The sequence below is a fragment of the Corynebacterium pseudogenitalium genome (assembly GCF_024453815.1).
Taxonomy (GTDB): domain Bacteria; phylum Actinomycetota; class Actinomycetes; order Mycobacteriales; family Mycobacteriaceae; genus Corynebacterium; species Corynebacterium pseudogenitalium.
In genome coordinates, this window is sequence record NZ_CP072934.1 from 1,882,644 (window position 1) to 1,898,323 (window position 15,680).

The 15,680-nt window shown below is 64.7% G+C and carries 15 protein-coding genes; 8 read left to right on the forward strand and 7 right to left on the reverse strand.

Annotated features, from left to right (window positions below; genetic code table 11):
• The gene (locus KBP54_RS09090; RefSeq protein WP_256005454.1) at positions 1 to 1,533 is read left to right on the forward strand and encodes an ABC transporter ATP-binding protein/permease; all 1,533 of its coding nucleotides are present in this window, start codon (positions 1 to 3) and stop codon (positions 1,531 to 1,533) included.
• On the forward strand, positions 1,530 to 3,092 hold the full coding sequence (gene cydC / locus KBP54_RS09095) for a thiol reductant ABC exporter subunit CydC (protein ID WP_256005456.1): 1,563 nt from the start codon (positions 1,530 to 1,532) through the stop codon (positions 3,090 to 3,092). The genes KBP54_RS09090 and cydC overlap by 4 nt, the downstream gene beginning before the upstream one ends.
• Before the next feature lie 6 nt (positions 3,093 to 3,098).
• On the opposite strand, the gene KBP54_RS09100 is transcribed toward cydC, so the two are convergent.
• Positions 3,099 to 4,601, reverse strand: a complete 1,503-nt coding sequence (locus tag KBP54_RS09100) for an acetyl-CoA hydrolase/transferase family protein (RefSeq protein WP_070361953.1) — start codon at positions 4,599 to 4,601, stop codon at positions 3,099 to 3,101.
• Positions 4,602 to 4,799: 198 nt separating this feature from the next.
• On the opposite strand from KBP54_RS09100, the gene dusB reads away from it, so the two are divergent.
• Positions 4,800 to 5,951: a tRNA dihydrouridine synthase DusB gene (gene dusB / locus KBP54_RS09105; RefSeq protein WP_070478060.1), complete on the forward strand. Its 1,152-nt coding sequence runs from the start codon at positions 4,800 to 4,802 to the stop codon at positions 5,949 to 5,951.
• Between the two features lie 44 nt (positions 5,952 to 5,995).
• Positions 5,996 to 6,724, forward strand: coding sequence for a phosphate signaling complex PhoU family protein (locus tag KBP54_RS09110; protein ID WP_070363440.1), 729 nt, complete (start codon positions 5,996 to 5,998; stop codon positions 6,722 to 6,724).
• A 3-nt stretch (positions 6,725 to 6,727) separates the two neighbouring features.
• On the opposite strand, the gene pstB is transcribed toward KBP54_RS09110, so the two are convergent.
• The 5 genes from pstB to mshD form a co-directional block, all read right to left on the reverse strand.
• Positions 6,728 to 7,501 carry a phosphate ABC transporter ATP-binding protein PstB gene (pstB, locus tag KBP54_RS09115; protein ID WP_070361951.1) on the reverse strand — a complete coding sequence of 258 codons (774 nt, stop codon included), beginning with the start codon at positions 7,499 to 7,501 and terminating at the stop codon, positions 6,728 to 6,730.
• Between the two features lie 14 nt (positions 7,502 to 7,515).
• Positions 7,516 to 8,409: a phosphate ABC transporter permease PstA gene (gene pstA, locus KBP54_RS09120; protein ID WP_418904455.1), complete on the reverse strand. Its 894-nt coding sequence runs from the start codon at positions 8,407 to 8,409 to the stop codon at positions 7,516 to 7,518.
• Positions 8,406 to 9,368 (reverse strand): phosphate ABC transporter permease subunit PstC, encoded by a 963-nt coding sequence (gene pstC, locus KBP54_RS09125; protein WP_256005458.1) that lies wholly within the window; start codon positions 9,366 to 9,368, stop codon positions 8,406 to 8,408. Before pstC ends, pstA begins: the two co-directional genes overlap by 4 nt.
• A 2-nt stretch (positions 9,369 to 9,370) precedes the next feature.
• Positions 9,371 to 10,492 (reverse strand): phosphate ABC transporter substrate-binding protein PstS, encoded by a 1,122-nt coding sequence (pstS, locus tag KBP54_RS09130; protein WP_070361948.1) that lies wholly within the window; start codon positions 10,490 to 10,492, stop codon positions 9,371 to 9,373.
• 121 nt (positions 10,493 to 10,613) lie between these two features.
• Positions 10,614 to 11,528, reverse strand: a complete 915-nt coding sequence (gene mshD / locus KBP54_RS09135; protein ID WP_256005460.1) for a mycothiol synthase — start codon at positions 11,526 to 11,528, stop codon at positions 10,614 to 10,616.
• Between the two features lie 34 nt (positions 11,529 to 11,562).
• Here mshD and KBP54_RS09140 point away from each other — a divergent pair, with 34 nt between their 5' ends.
• Both KBP54_RS09140 and KBP54_RS09145 read left to right on the forward strand, forming a co-directional pair.
• On the forward strand, positions 11,563 to 12,300 hold the full coding sequence (locus tag KBP54_RS09140) for an LmeA family phospholipid-binding protein (protein ID WP_256005462.1): 738 nt from the start codon (positions 11,563 to 11,565) through the stop codon (positions 12,298 to 12,300).
• 20 nt (positions 12,301 to 12,320) lie between these two features.
• Positions 12,321 to 12,944: a heme-binding beta-barrel domain-containing protein gene (locus tag KBP54_RS09145; protein ID WP_256005464.1), complete on the forward strand. Its 624-nt coding sequence runs from the start codon at positions 12,321 to 12,323 to the stop codon at positions 12,942 to 12,944.
• A 20-nt stretch (positions 12,945 to 12,964) separates the two neighbouring features.
• Here the strand turns inward: KBP54_RS09145 and KBP54_RS09150 are convergent, their stop codons facing one another.
• The gene (locus KBP54_RS09150) at positions 12,965 to 13,888 is read right to left on the reverse strand and encodes an aminodeoxychorismate lyase (protein ID WP_070478072.1); all 924 of its coding nucleotides are present in this window, start codon (positions 13,886 to 13,888) and stop codon (positions 12,965 to 12,967) included.
• A gap of 31 nt (positions 13,889 to 13,919) precedes the next feature.
• Between KBP54_RS09150 and ygfZ the strand changes: the two genes are divergently transcribed.
• Together ygfZ and KBP54_RS09160 are read left to right on the forward strand one after the other, a co-directional pair.
• Entirely contained in the window at positions 13,920 to 15,005 is a 1,086-nt protein-coding gene (gene ygfZ, locus KBP54_RS09155) for a CAF17-like 4Fe-4S cluster assembly/insertion protein YgfZ (protein ID WP_256005466.1), read from the forward strand.
• A gap of 188 nt (positions 15,006 to 15,193) precedes the next feature.
• Positions 15,194 to 15,400: a DUF3073 domain-containing protein gene (locus KBP54_RS09160; RefSeq protein ID WP_070975532.1), complete on the forward strand. Its 207-nt coding sequence runs from the start codon at positions 15,194 to 15,196 to the stop codon at positions 15,398 to 15,400.
• The last annotated feature ends 280 nt before the right edge of the window (positions 15,401 to 15,680 follow it).

A 15,680-nucleotide genomic window follows, 5' to 3' on the forward strand; every position in this document is an offset into this window, starting at 1 on the left:
ATGGCCTCGCCGATTGACCCCCGGCTACTTCGCCTCGTTCCGCCCGTGCGCCAACTCATTGTGCGCACGGGCGTTGCGCAAGCTGCAGACACGTTACTGCTGGTGGCCCGGGGTATTTTGATTGGGATTGTCGCAGCGTCAGCGGTGACGGAGCGCGCGGTTCCGCGTGCCTCGTTGCTGTTGGCGCTTGCTGGCGTTGTTGTGGCCCACGGCGTGTTGTCGTGGGTAGCGCAGCGCTGGTCCGCCGATGCGGTCGGCGGCGTTGTAGAGGACTTGCGGACGAAGGCGCTGCGGGCGTTGGCGAAGCAGGACCCGCGCGTGGTGGAGCAGGATTCGGCGACGTGGCGCCATGTGCTCACGCGCGGAATTACGGACTTCCGCCCGTATCTCACGGAGTTCCTCCCCGCCCTCTTTTCGACGGCCATCGGCACCCCAATCGTGGTCGCCGTCATCTTCTACTTCGACTGGATCTCTGGCGTGTTTTGCCTGATTACGCTGCCGTTGATTCCGATGTTTATGGTGCTGATCGGCAAGTTGACGGCGGATCACACCAAACGCCGACTCGAGGTCACAGCTGGGCTGGGTGCTCAACTGTCGGACCTGTTGGCAGGTGCTCCGACACTGCGCGCTCTGCACGCCACGAAGCGTCCTGCGCAGCAGATCCGCCAAACGGGCCAAAAACACGCGGACTCCACGATGGGAGTGCTACGACTGGCATTCCTGTCCTCGTTCGCATTGGAGTTCATCGCGACGCTGTCGGTGGCGTTGGTCGCGGTGAGCATCGGCCTGCGGCTGGTGACCGGTTCGATCACGCTGCTGGCCGGGCTGACGGTGCTCATCATCGTCCCGGAGGTTTTCGCACCGATCCGTAGGGTCGGCGCAAGCTACCACGCCGCAGCCGACGGCCTGAGCGCTGCCGAGCGCGTCCTCGAGCTTCTCGACGCCCCCTCCTCCACCACTGGCTCCTACATCGCCGAGGAACCCGGTGTGCGGGTGCGCAACCTGAGCGTGCGTGGGCGCGACGGCGTACGCCCGGACGGTCTGACGTTTGATGCACCGCGAGGACAGGTCACGGTGCTCACTGGCGCAAATGGTTCCGGTAAGTCCACCACGCTGTTGGCAGTGCTGGGCCAGTTGCCGGATGCGATGGTTGGGGGCGAAGTGGGCGTCGAGAAGAAGGTGGCGTATCTGCCTGCGACCCCGGCGATGGAGCCTGGGACCGTGGGCTCGAACATGGCTCTGTTCGGCGCGCGCGGGGACGTCGGCCTGGTGGGCGTGTCTGAGGCGCATGCTGTCGGCCCGTACGGGGACGGCATTTCCGCAGGCCAGCGGCAGCGCGTCGGCATTGCGCGCACGTTCGCTGCGGATGCGGACGTGTTCGTGTTGGACGAGCCTACCGCGCACCTCTCCCCCGAGTTGGTCGACGAAGTGATACGAAGGATGTGCGGGCTGGCGCAGCGGGGCGCTGCGGTGCTGGTTGCGTCCCATGACCAGCGGGTACTCGACGCCGCCGACCAGGTGGTGCATGTATGAGTGACTTGAAGTTTTTGCTGCGCATCGCGCAGGTGCGTCCCCGCGACCTGATCAGCCCAATCATCGCCGGGGCGATTACGCTGCTGGCGGCGCTGAGCCTGACGGTACTGTCCGGCTGGCTGATTACGCGCGCGTGGGAGATGCCGCCGGTGTTGGACCTCTCGGTGGCGGTGACGGCTGTGCGCGCGTTGGGTATTTCGCGAGCGGTGTTCCGCTACCTTGACCGGTTGGTGGCGCACAAGCTGGGCCTGCGCGCGCTGACGACGCTGCGCGCCACCATGTACGACGCCCAGGCGGCCGCCGGCCGTGTGGGCCGCGGCGAGGGCCAGGCGCTGCTGGTGGCGGATACGGAGCGCGTGACGGATTACATCGTGCGCACGCTCGTCCCGCGTGGCGTCGCCGTGGTGCTCACGGTGGTAGCCATCGTGGGCGCGGCGCTGCTGCACCCCCTTGCGGCGGTGATCATGGCGGGTGGGTTCGCGCTCACGGGCCTGCTCATCCCCTACTTAGCGACGCGCGCTTCGCGCAACACCTTCCTGGTCGAGGCAGAAAACGCTTTCACGCTGCAGCTCGACTCGGTGCTGCACGACAGGGTGGAGTACGCCGTCGCTGGCAAGGGCGACGCGCTGATAGAGCAAGCCGCGCAGGCCTCGGCGGATGCGAGCAAGGCGTGGGCTCAATCCACGCGCCCGGAGGCCACCGCGTCTGCAATCCAGGCGTGGGCCACGGGCATCAGTGCGCTGCTGATTACGTGGTTGGCCGTCGAGACGTATACGGGCAACCCGGTGTGGCTGGGCATGCTGGTGATGCTGCCGCTGGCGGCCTTTGAGGCGCACGGCCCGCTCGCGGGGGCCGCGGTGCACGCGGACCAGGCGAAGCGCAGTGCCCACCGCCTGCGCGAGGTCGCGGACCGCGCCGAAGAGGCAACGAAGCTCAGCGGCGGCCCCCTCCCCCACCCGGAGCCCGGCGTGGCCGTGCGGGCGGAGGCGCTGCGCACCGTCTACGGCGACCAAGCATGGGACTTCGAGCTTGCCCCCGGCCAGCGGATGCTGGTGCGCGGGCCGTCCGGCTGTGGCAAGACCACGATGCTGGAGACGCTCGCTGGGCTGCTGCCCGTCGCCGGCGGGACGGCGGTCATCGCGGAGGGTGCGCGTCTGTTCGCGGAGGACGCATGGGTGTTCGCCACGACGGTGCGGGAGAACCTGCTGGTTGCCAACGGCGACGCCAGCGACGCCCGCATGGCCGAAGCGCTGGAGGCGACCGGCTTCGAGTTCGGCCTGGACTTCATGCTGGAAAACGGCGCGAACTCACTGTCCTCCGGTCAGCGCCGCCGACTGTTGCTGGCACGCGCGCTGGTCAGCGACGCCCCAATCCTGCTGCTGGACGAGCCAACCGAGCACCTCTCCATCGACGCCGCGGAGCACCTCCTCGACGTCCTGCTCCACGAACCGCTACCCGGCGCGCTGCCACAGCGCACGGTGATTGCGGTCGTACACGTCGACGGGCCCGTCGGCATCGAGGTTGCTGCCTCGCCGACGGGCCCGGATGCGGTGTCGTAGCTGGCGCTACTTCTTCATCGTGCCGGTTTCCATGATGCGGGTGTGGAAGTCGAACGCGTGACGCAGATCGTGTGGCGTCTGCTGGAACTTGCTCTTCGACGCCAGCTCCACGTACTCCTCGAGCAGTGGGCGGTAGTCGGGGTGAGCAATCGCGATCATCTTGGCCACACGGTCACGTGGAGCGAGGCCGCGCAGGTCAGCGACACCGAACTCGGTGATGAAGACCATCGCGTCGTGCTCGGTGTGGTCCACGTGGGACACCATCGGGACGATGGAGGAAATCGCTCCGTCCTTCGCGGTCGCCGGGGAGATGAACGAGGAGATGTAGGCGTTGCGGGTGAAGTCGCCAGAGCCGCCCAGAGCGTTCATGATGCGGGAGCCGTTGATGTGGGTGGAGTTCGCGTTGCCGTAAATGTCCGCCTCAATCATGCCGTTAGATGCGATCAGGCCGGTGCGGCGGATGACCTCCGGGTGGTTCGAGATCTGCTGCGGGCGCAGGATGATGGACTCGCGGTAGCGCTTGGCTTCCGCGTTCATCTTGTCTGCGTACTCAGGGGACAGCGAGAAGGACGTTGCGGATGCGACGGACATCTTGCCGGCGTCGATAAGGTCGACCATGCCATCCTGGATAACCTCGGTGTACGCCTGGATGTTCTCAAACTTCGAGTCCATCAGGCCGGCCATCACGGCGTTCGGCACGTTGCCCACGCCGGACTGCATAACGTAGCCGTCGTAGGTGAGGCGGCCGTGGCGCACCTCGTGCTCGAGGAAGTCGAGGAAGTTCGCGGCGATGCGCTCAGAGGTCTCGTCCGGAGCCTTGAACGGCGCGTTGCGGTCCTCAGCGTTGGTCTTGACGACGGCGACGACCTTCTCCGGATCGATCTCGATGTAGGTAGTACCGATGCGGTCGCCAGCCTTGGTAATCGGGATCGGGATGCGGTTCGGCAGTGGTGGCACGAGCCAGATGTCGTGCATACCTTCAAGGTCGAGCGACTGCCACTCGTTGACCTCGATGATGATCTTCTTCGCCGCGTTGAGGTACTCAACCGAGTTGCCGACCGACGAGGAAGGCACGATGTTGCCCTCCTCGGTAATGCGGACCGCCTCGACGATCGCGACGTCCACGTCGCCGAAGAAACCCTGCTCAACCATCATGCCGGAGTGGGACAGGTGGATGTCCTGGAACTTCATCTCGCCGGCGTTGATCTTGTTACGCATCTGCGGGTCAGACTGGTACGGCATTCGGTAGCGCAGCGCATTTGCTTCCGCCAGGACGCCGTCGCACTCCGGTGCCGTCGAGGCGCCGGTGAACAGGTCGATTGCGTACTCCCGGCCAGCGTTGTGCTCGTCGGTTGCCTTGGCTGCGATCGCAGCAGGCATTGCCTTCGGGTAACCAGCGCCGGTGAATCCCGAGATACCGACCTTATCTCCATGGTTCACGAACTGGGCAGCTTCCTCTGCAGTCATGACCTTGGCGCGCAGCTTGTCACTCGCGATACGCTCGCTCATTAAAAACCTCACTTCGTGTTGATGATTCAGATATCACACCACCATAATTGTGACTTAGGTCTTACGGCAGAAAACTACGCAAACATCCAGAAAGGTCACCCTCACTGGATACCCCCTAACGAGCGAAGCGGGCGTCGACAAACAAAAGGGACATCCGAATTGGACTGCGCACGCAGTGGCGGGAACAATGGGGGCACTATGAATCCACATCTGAGCATCGGCGGCCTGGAGCTGAACTCCCCCGTCCTCCTCGCGCCGATGGCCGGCGTGACCAACATGCCGTTCCGCGTGCTGTGCCGCGAAATTGAGCAGGAGCTCACCGGCACCACCTCCGGGCTGTACGTCTGCGAGATGATCACCGCCCGCGCGATGGTCGAGCGCAACGAGAAAACGCTCAGGATGATCCGCTTCGCCGATGTGGAACAGCCGCGCTCCATGCAGCTCTACACCGTGGACCCCGCCTACACGTACGAGGCGGTGCGCATGATCGTCGAGGAAAACATCGCCGACCATGTGGACATGAACTTCGGCTGCCCGGTACCGAAGGTGACCCGGCGCGGCGGCGGCTCTGCCATCCCGTATAAGCGGAGGCTGTACGGCAACATAGTGGCTGCGGCTGTCCGCGCGGCGGAAGGTTCGGGGGTGCCGATTACGGTGAAGTTCCGCATCGGGATTGACGACGACCACCACACGCACATGGACGCCGGGCGCATCGCCGCCGAGGAAGGTGCGGCAGCCGTGGCGCTGCACGCGCGCACTGCCGCGGAGCGCTACTCCGGGGCGGCGCACTGGGATGAGATCGCCCGGCTGGTTGAGCACATGCGCGGCACGGGGCTGCCGGTGATCGGCAACGGGGACATCTTCGCTGCCAAGGATGCGACCGACATGATGGAGCAAACCGGCTGCCACGGCGTGGAGGTAGGCCGCGGGTGCTTGGGCAGGCCGTGGCTATTCGCCCAGATCGGTGCACAGCTGCGCGGGGAGCCGATCCCGCCGGAGCCGACGCTCGGGCGCGTCAGCGGCATCATCGCCCGCCACGCGGAACTGCTCGCGGAGCACGTCGGTGAGCAGCAGGCCTGCCGCGACATCCGCAAGCACACCGGCTGGTACCTGCGCGGATTCCCGGTTGGCGGCGAATTCCGCAAGGACCTGGCCCGGGTGGAAACGCTCGATGAGCTCGGGGCGCTGCTGGCGACCATCGCGGACTCCGAAGAACTCGCCGAGCACGCCGATGACGCCCGCGGCCGCCAGGGTTCCTCCTCCAAGGTTGCGCTGCCTGAGGGCTGGCTCGACGACCCGGAGGACGCCACCGTGCCGGAGGGCGCCGAGATCGAGAACAACGGCGGCTAGGCTTTTACCTCGTTGATGAGGCCATACCTATTACTATGGCGGACATGCGTACCGCCTACCGTGAACACCTCGAAGCCTTCAACCGCGACCTGCTGCAGATGTGCGACACCGTGCGCGAGGTCATGCAGCTGGCGTCCACCGCGCTGTTGGAGCAGTCACTCGAGGACGCCGAGCATGCCCTCAACGCGTCCGACCCGCTCAAGGAGCTGAAGCTGCGCTGCGAGGAGCGCAGCATGAGCCTGCTCGCGCTGGAGAACCCGGTGGCGGGAGACCTGCGCCAGGTGCTGTCCTCTATCTATATCGTGGAGAACTTCTCGCGGATGGGCGCGATGGCGAAGCACATTGCGAAGCTGGCGCGGCTGCGCCACCCCTTCCCCGTGTTGCCGAACACGGAGCACGCCCCGATCGCTGAGATGGCCGCCCGCGTGGACGAAATGGTCAACATCACGCACGACCTGCTGCTCGACCCTGACGCGGACGTCGCTGTTGAGCTCAACGCAATCGACGAAGGTGTCGACGACCTCCACGACTACCTCAACGCCATCACAACGTCTGACTCCTGGGAACACTCTGCCCGGGAGGCCGTCGACGTGGCGCTCGTCTCCCGCTACTACGAGCGCTACGCGGACCGCTGCGTGAACGTCGCCGGTCGCGTCGTCTTCCTGGTCACGGGCCTAAACCCGAAGGAGTACATGAAGCAGCGCGACGAGGACGCGTTTGACCGCCACTCGAAGCTGGCGGCAATCGAGCGGCGGTTCAGAGCCAAGAAGTAGCGGCTAGCCGAAGCGGCCTGCGATGTAGTCTTCGGTTTCCTGCCGTGACGGGTTCTCGAAGATCGTGGTGGTGTCGTCGAACTCGATGAGCTGGCCAGGCTTACCGGTTGCTTCCAGGGAGAAGAACGCCGTCTTGTCGGACACACGCGCGGCCTGCTGCATGTTGTGCGTCACGATCACGATGGTGTAGTTCTCCTTCAGCTCGTGGATGAGTTCCTCCACGGCCAGGGTCGAGATCGGGTCGAGGGCGGAGCAGGGCTCGTCCATAAGCAAGACCTCGGGGCGCACCGCGATGGCCCTTGCGATGCAGAGGCGCTGCTGCTGACCACCTGAAAGGCCACCACCCGGCTTGTCCAGGCGGTCCTTGACCTCGTCCCACAGGTTCGCCGCGCGCAGGGAGCGCTCCGCGACGTCCTTGAGCTCCTTCTTGTTCTTCACCCCTGCCAAGCGCAGGCCCGCCACGACGTTGTCCTCAATGGACATCGTCGGGAACGGGTTGGCCTTCTGGAACACCATGCCGACGGTGCTTCGCACCGACACCGGGTCCACGTCCTTGCCGTAAATATTGTGGCCGTCCAGGATGATCTCGCCCTGCACGGAGGCGCCCGGGATCACCTCGTGCATGCGGTTGAGCGTGCGCAGCACGGTTGACTTGCCACAGCCCGAAGGGCCGATGAACGCAGTGACTGCCTGCGCGGGAATCTCCATGGTGACATCCTGCACCGCGTGAAAATCACCGTAGTAAATGTTGACGTCACGCATCTGAAGCTTCGACATATTGCACGTAATCCTTATTTCTTCACTGAAAACTTCGCGGCAATCAACCGCGCGAGCGCGTTGAGCACAACAACAATGATGAGCAGTGTGAGCGCCGAGCCCCACAGCCTGTCGGCGGCTGCGCCCGTGCCGCCTGCCTTCCACATGTCCAGCATGAACAGCGGCAGCGAGGACTGCGGCTGACCAAACATGCCGGCCCAGTTCACGATCGGCGTGGACCCAACCAGGATCAGCACCGGCGCGGACTCGCCCATCACGCGGGCAATCGCCAGCATGATGCCGGTGGTGATGCCGGAGAAGGCCGTCGGCACCACGACGCGCACGATGGTCTTCCACTTCGGCACGCCCAGGGCGTATGACGCCTCCCTCAGGTCCATCGGGACCACGCGCAGCATCTCCTCCGTATTGCGCACCACCACGGGCAGCATCAGCAGAATCAGTGACAGCGCGACCGCGAAGCCGGAGCGGGCCTGCCCCAGCACCGTGATCCACAGCGCGTAGATGAACAGCGCCGCAACGATCGACGGCACGCCTGACAGGATGTCCACCATGAACGTGGTCAGCTTGCCCAGCTTCCCGCCCTTGTCATACTCCACCAGGTAGATCGCGGTGGCCACGCCAATCGGGATCGCAATTATCGACGCCACCAACGTCTGCGCCAGCGTTCCCACAATCGCGTGCAGCGCACCGCCGCCCTCTTTGGTGGCGCGGATACCGACCATGTCCGTGGTCCACCAGGTGACGTCACTGATGGCGCCCCACCCGCGGCCGACCACCGTGACCAGCAACCACAACAGCGGCAGCATCGCGAGCACCATCGTGGCAGCAACGAGCGCGCCCATCACGGCGCTCTTGATCGTGCGCGACTTCGCCACAGGGGTAAATGGCGACACACTCTTCGTTGTCATTTACTTCTCCTCACAATCGCGCGCGCTGCAGCGTTGACCGCAAACGTAATCACAAACAGGACCAAGCCCGCCGCAATGTAGGCGCCAGCGCTAATCGGGTTGTTGAACTCCGCCGATGCATTCGCAATAGCGGTTGCGAAGGTGGTGCCGCCGTCGAAGAGCGAGCCGCGGAACAGCGGTGCTGGGGAGACCACCATGTACAGCGCCATCGTCTCGCCCAGCGCGCGGCCAAGACCCAGCATGGAACCGGCCACGAAGCCGGATTTACCGAACGGCAACACCGTCATCCGCACCACGTCCCAGCGCGTCGCGCCCAAGGCCATCGCAGACTCGATGAGACCGCGCGGCGTCTGCGTGAAGATCTCGCGGGCGGTGGCTGCGATGATCGGCAAGATCATGATGGCCAGCACGATGCCACCGGTCAGGATGTTTCGGCCCGTCGCGAACGACGGCGAGTTTTGGTAGTGGGCGAAGAGGAAGAAGTCGCCTCCCCAGGAATGCACCCACTCATAAAATTTGCCCAGTGCAGGTCCCAGCACCTTCGCGCCCCAAATGCCGTAGACGATCGACGGCACCGCCGCCAGCAAGTCCACCAGCACCGCGAGCGGGCGCACCATGCGCTTCGGCGCGAAGCTCGAAAGGAACAGCGCCACGCCCAGAGCGACCGGCATCGCAATCAGCAGCGCGATGAGCGAGATCATCACCGTGGAGAAGAACAAGTTCGGGATACCGAAACGCATTGCGTCCAGGTTCGCCGTCTCCCACGGGCCCGAATACGTCAGGAACCCGAGGAAGCCGCCCTCGTTCCGCAGCAGCGGTGGCAACGCCTCCAGCAGGAGGAATGCGCCAATCGCAGAAATGATGAGCGTGATTAAAACCGAAGAGGACGTCGATACGCCCTCGAAGACGCGGTCCCCGGCTCGGCGCCGGGGGCGCGCCTCAACGTGAGCTGTAGCCATTGTTACTGAATCGCGTTAATGGCCTCGCGGAGACGCTCAGCGTGCGCGCCCGACACCGGGATGAAGCCCTCGGACTCCAGCTCGCTGTCCTGCGAGTCCAGCGCCACGTTCAGGAAGTCACGCACCATGCCAGCGGTTGCGGCATCGTAGCCAGCCGAGCACACAATTTCGTAGGTGGTCAGGATCAGCGGGTAGGAATCCGCATCCTTCGACGCGAACAGTGCCTCCGAGTCCACCACCATGTTGTGGCCCTCCGTGGAGAACTTCATGTGTGCCAGCGCGTTGCCCACGGTGGTGGAGTTCAGCTCAACCGGGCCGTTGCCGAAGTCAACCTTCGCAATCTTGTCTGCGAAGCCCGCCTCAACGTAGGTGATCGCACCCGGGGTGTTTGCCACCTGGTCAGCGACACCGGTGGAGCCGTTCGCGCCGGAGCCAACCTCCGTCGGGAACGCCTTGCCCTTCGACTCCCACTTGCCGTCAGACGCGGCAATCAGGAACTTCTGGAAGTTGTCCGAGGTACCCGACTCATCCGCGCGGTAAACGACGTTGATCTTCTGGTCCGGCAGCTCCACGCCCGGGTTGGACTCCGCAATCTTCGGGTCATTCCAGTTCTTGATGACGCCCTGGAAGATCTCCACGATGTTGTCGACGCTCAGCGTCAGCTCGTCGACGCCCTCCAGGTTGTATGCAACCGCGACAGGGCCAATCACGAACGGCAGGTGCCACGCCTCGTTGCCACCGCAGCGCTCCGCCGCCTTTGCGACTTCCTCTTCCTTCAGTGGCGAGTCGGAGCCTGCGAAGACCACCTGGTTATCCAGGAACTGCTTCACGCCAGCGCCGGAACCAGTCGGGTTGTACGCAAGCGTTGCCCCCGGAACGTCTGCCTCGTACACGGTACGGAAGTAGTCCATCGCGTTCTGCTGCGAAGACGCGCCCTCCGCCAGCAGCTGCCCAGTTTCGCCGGAAAGTTCGTACTCCCCTGCGACTGCAGCATCGGAACCGGGGGTATCCGTTGCGGAGGTGTCCGCCGCATTGTCTGCACCGTTGCCACACGCAACCAACGCGGCCGACGCTACCGCCAATGCACCGAATACTGCTGCAGAACGCTGATTTTTGAAATTCACGTGGAATACCTTTCCAAGAAATAGTGACCTTTAATGTTCGAGGAGTAACGCTAAAGCGTGATGGTGAACACTAAAGGCCCCTATTCGTGAACTTCACATGAATGTTGCGTGACGGTTGGGTTTAATCACCCGCCGCTGCCCCCGCCGCTTTATAGACGACGTGGCGCTCCGCGACCTGGAATCCAAGCTCCTCGTAGCGCTTCACGGCCGGGGCATTGTCCGCCTCAACGTAGAGGATCACGGCCGGGCTTCCCTGCTCCGCGAGGTGAACCAGCCCCAGTTCCATCAATACGCCGCCAAGGCCGTGGCCGCGGAAGGCGTCCGCCAAGCCGACAACGTAGACCTCTCCGGTGCCGTCCGGGTGGCGCTTCGTCCAGTGGAAGCCCGCAAGCTCCTCGCCGCGGTAGAGCAGCCACACCCCGGCTGGGTCGAACCACTCCGCTTCCATCGCGCGGTGCAGGCGCTCGGTATCCCAGCCGCCTTGCTCCGGGTGCCAGGAAAACGCCTGGTTGTTGGCCTCCAGCCACGCCTTTTCGACGGCCCCACGGCCCCACTTTGCGCTCGCCTCGGTGAGGTTGAACGCCTCGTATCCCTCGGGCAGCTGTACAGGTTCAGCGCGCACCTCGTCCAGACGCATCACGAGCAGCTCGCGCACCGGGCGCAGCCCGAGCAGCAGTGCGACCTCGTGGGCGTCGGGCAGGTTGCCGTGGGCCCATAGGCCGGCGGCGGGGTTGTGGGCGAAGGCGGCGTCGACAAGGCTGCGGCCCATCCCCTGACCTCGCGACTGCGGATCCACCGCGAGCTCCGCCGAACCGTCCGGGGCGAACCCCACGACTCCTACAACGTCGTCACCTTGGTTGACTACCAGGTGGTTGTGGCCCAGGCGGGCGTCGTGAAGCCCGTTGAGGAACTGCTCGGAAAAGGCTGCGATGCCGTCGTAGTCCGCGACGCGCTGCAGCATCGCCTCGACCTGTTTGGCCGTCTCCGGATGTTCCGGCAGCGTGAGCGGTTGGGGGTGAAAGCGAGTGTTCGTCATGCCCCAAGGCTAGCGTGTGTGTACAACTAGAGACGTGAAGAAACGGTCGATCGCACTCGGGCTCGTTGCGGTGCTGTGCATCGGTGGCACCGCCGACACCCTGTTTGCCTCCGGCGTGGAGCGCACGCTGTCGAGGCAGGCCGCGCAGCTCAACGGGCTCGAAGTCGCCCCCGAGGCCTACATCTCCGGGTTCCCGGTGGCGCTGGCTGCTGTGACCGGAGCTGTGTCAAGGGTGAGCCTGCACTCCGTAGACGTGCCGGTGGCGGGCGTCGGCGTGGGCAACGCCGGGGTGGAGCTGATCAACCTGGAACTGCCCGCAAACGCCGGACAACGCCTACGCCGCGCGGACCTCACTGGCGCGCAAGCCGACGTCGTGCGCCGCACAGTACGCCTCGACGGCGTCGCGTTCGGCCAGCTCCTCGGCATGACCGACCTCGACATCGCGCACCCCTACGACATCTCGCCCTCCGGCGGCACCGCAAGCGAAGCCCGCATGACCGGCACCGTCCCCGGCACGGACATTCCCACCACAGTCGTGGTCACCCTGCGCCTCGACGGCCCCACCTTCCGCATGCGGCCCAGCCAGTTTATCGACGTCCCCTCCGACCTCACCGACCGCGTCATCGACGCGTACACCCTGGACAGGGACACCCGCGACCTGCCGCTAGGCGGCCAGGCCGACAACGTGCAACTTTCCGGCGGCTCCATCGAATTTTCCCGCGACCGCATCAACACCGTCGTGGAAGCTGCCGACCTCGCACCGCTGGTGTAGGACGTTGTAGCCTGGTACGCATGAGTGAAAAGCTAAACGGAAACGAAGCAGTCAACCTCGCCGCTGAACAGTCGAAGGCGACCGCGCACCGCAACATCCCCGCCCTCGGGTTTGATGAGATGCCCCTGCCAGCGGACACGGCAAACCTGCGTGAAGGCCCTAGCCTCCACGACGGCCTCTTAGCACTTCTGCCGCTGGTCGGCGTGTGGCACGGCGAGGGCCAAGCCAACGATAACGGCGACGAGTACGCCTTTGGCCAGCAGCTGGTCATCTCCCACGACGGCGAGAATTACCTCCGCTTCGAGTCCCGCATCTGGCGCCTGGACAAGGACGGCAAGCCCACCGGCGCGGACCAGCGCGAGGTCGGCTTCTGGCGCATTTCCCTGAAGGACGAAATCGAGGTCACCCTCACCAACTCCCGCGGGCTCACCGAGATCATGTACGGCACGCTGCTCAACGAGCGCGCATGGCAGCTGACCAGCGCGTCGACCATCGTGACGGAAACGGGCCCTGAGAACCACGGTCCGGGCAAGCGCGTCTACGGCCTGATGCCGAACAACAACCTCGGTTGGGTTGACGAGCGCGCCGTCGACGGCGAGATGGTCCCCTACATGTCCGCCGAGCTCAAGCGCGTGGCCGGCTAAGCACTAGGGCTTACAGGCTTTTACAGGCCGAGACTCGCGTCGAGCGCCTGCTGCACCAGCTCCTGGATCTCCCGAGCGTTCTCGGGGGCCGGGAGCTTTTTGTCATTCAGACGCTTCACCCTCGTTGCCATCCGCGTGGAGCTCACCAGCCACACCGACTCAGCCTTGAACAGCTCATTGAGGTAGATGTCTTTCTGCTTGCACTTCCAGCCGCGCTCGGATGCGTACTCGAACAGCGCGGCCTGCGTCGTGCCCGGCAGGATGCCCGGCCCCGGCTTCGGCGTGCGGATCCGCCCGCCCTTCTTCACCACGATCACCGTCGAGTTCGCACCTTCCAGCACGCGCTCGGTGGTGGGGTCGATGTAGATGACGTCGTCGTGCCCGTGGCTCTTCGCCCAGCGCAGCGCAGCCATGTTCGCCGCATAGTTCAAGGTCTTCGCGCCTACCTGCATCCACGGCACTGCGTGCTCACCGGTGTCCAAGGAGTAGCCACGCGAGGTCGTCATCACCGATACCCCGCTCTTGCGCTGTTTCAGGGCAGTCTCGTCGATGGGGCGCACCGTCAGCCACGCCGTGGGCACCCCAGTGGTTTCGCGGCCGCGCGTCATCGTCCACACGCAGCGCGCGTCCACTTCCTCCGGCTCGCTGCCACGCTCGCGCACGTAGTCGGCCACCGCCTCATTCGTCGCCTTCACCCAGTGGTCCACCCCCGGGTCCGGCAGGTCGAGTGTGCGGGCGCTTCGCCGGAAACGCTCAATGTGGGCCTCAAGGTTGGCGGGCACCCCCTTCCGGATCAGGATGGTTTCGAAGATGCCGTCGCCACGCGTGACGGCGGCGTCGTCCCAAAACACGTGCGGCATGCTGGCGTTTTGGCGTCGAATAGAACCGCCGAACGGTTCCACAAGATAGATCACTGGAGCTGGTAACAAGTGCGACGAACCCATGCGTTCATAGTATCCCGCTACGATGGTGGATGTGTTGAACTCTTCTCCACTTTTGCAACGCCCCGGCGCCGCAGAGTTTGCAGGCACAACGCCACTCGACGCGAAGGGGGTCGCCTGGCACTACGGGGAGCCGCTCGGCGAACAGCGCGCCATGGACGCCCAGCCCGTCATCATCGACCGCTCGCAGCGCCGCATCGTCGCGGTCGCGGGGCCCGACGCACCAGAGTTCTTAAACAACCTCCTCTCACAAAAGCTTGACGACGCCCCCTCCGGCTTCGCAGCCTCCGCCCTCGACCTCGACGCGCAGGGCAGGATCCTCCACCACGCCGACGTCTTCTACGACGGCACCACGTTCTACCTCGACCTGCCAGCCGCGCAATACGAAACGTTCACCGCGTTCCTACGCAAGATGGTGTTCTGGTCCGACGTCACCATCACCGACACCGACTTGGCGATCCTCACGCTCATCGGCCCAGCCGACGCCACGGAAGCCCTCGCGTCGATGGACGGCACGGCGTTTTCCCGGCGGGTGTCCCCGTGGACCGCGCACGCGCGCTTCGACATCGCGGTCGAACGCGACCGGCTCGAAGAGGTCGTCGATGCGCTGGTGGAACGCGGCGGCGTGCTCGGCGGGCTCATGGCGTTCACCGCCGAGCGCGTGCGGGCCGGCGAGCCCGAACTCGGCGCCGACTGCGACGAAAAAACCATCCCGCACGAAGCCCCGCGCCTGATCAACCGCGGCGACCGCATCGCCGCAGTCCACCTGGAGAAGGGCTGCTACCGCGGACAAGAGACCGTCGCGCGCGTGGAAAACATTGGCCGCTCCCCCCGCCTGATGGTCATGCTGCAGCTCGACGGCTCCGCACCCACCGAGCCAGAGATCGGTGCAACCATCCGGGCGGGCGGGCGCGCGGTTGGCACACTCGGCACCGTCGTCCACGACGCCGACTACGGCCCCATCGCACTGGCCCGCCTGAAACGGTCCGCACTCAACGCCGGCACTGACGTCGACCTTGACATCGACGGCGTCGCCGCCCGCATCGACCCCGATTCCCTCCCCACCGACGAGGGCGAGAAAGCCGGACGCAAGGCGCAACAACGGCTGCGCGGCAACTAGGTCTCAAATTGGGGCCCGGTGCGGGCTCTTGCCGGGGCCGCTGGGCAAACACACAGGTCACCCCGTGGAGGGGAATTTTTGGAACGTTCGCGCTATTATGTCCTACAGGACAATTAACGAATCGAAAAGCATGAGGCCGCTCCCTGCCCGGGAGCCGCCCAGAAGAACCACCTCAAGGGGGTCACGCAATGGGTCGCGGACGCGCCAAAGCAAAGCAGACCAAGGTTGCTCGCCAACTGAAGTACAACTCTCCTGAAATGGACCTCGAGTCGCTGCAACGCGAGCTCGCAGGCAAAGCTCCGAAGAAGAGCTGGGAAGAGGACGACGACTACGAGGTAGATGAACAGTACGCCGATTACGCCGACTGGGATGCGTACGGCACCTCAGGCCGCTAAACGTCCAACGCTTACAAAGAACACCTGCTGCCCATCCGGGCCGCGGGTGTTCTTTTGGTGCCTTTAACACTCGTTCAGGGGCTGCTGGCACCAAGGAGACACCAAATTCCTTGGTTTTAGGTAGAGGCCTGGCGTTTTCCCTAGTCGCTGGTCGGGCGGGAGAGAATTTGGTGCACGCACGGGAGCACGAGTGCCAAAGGACGCAATTCCAAAACAGGACCCTTACGTATCCGCAGGCCACAAAAGGGCTAGATAAAACTGGGTGCGTCCTTTGGCACTG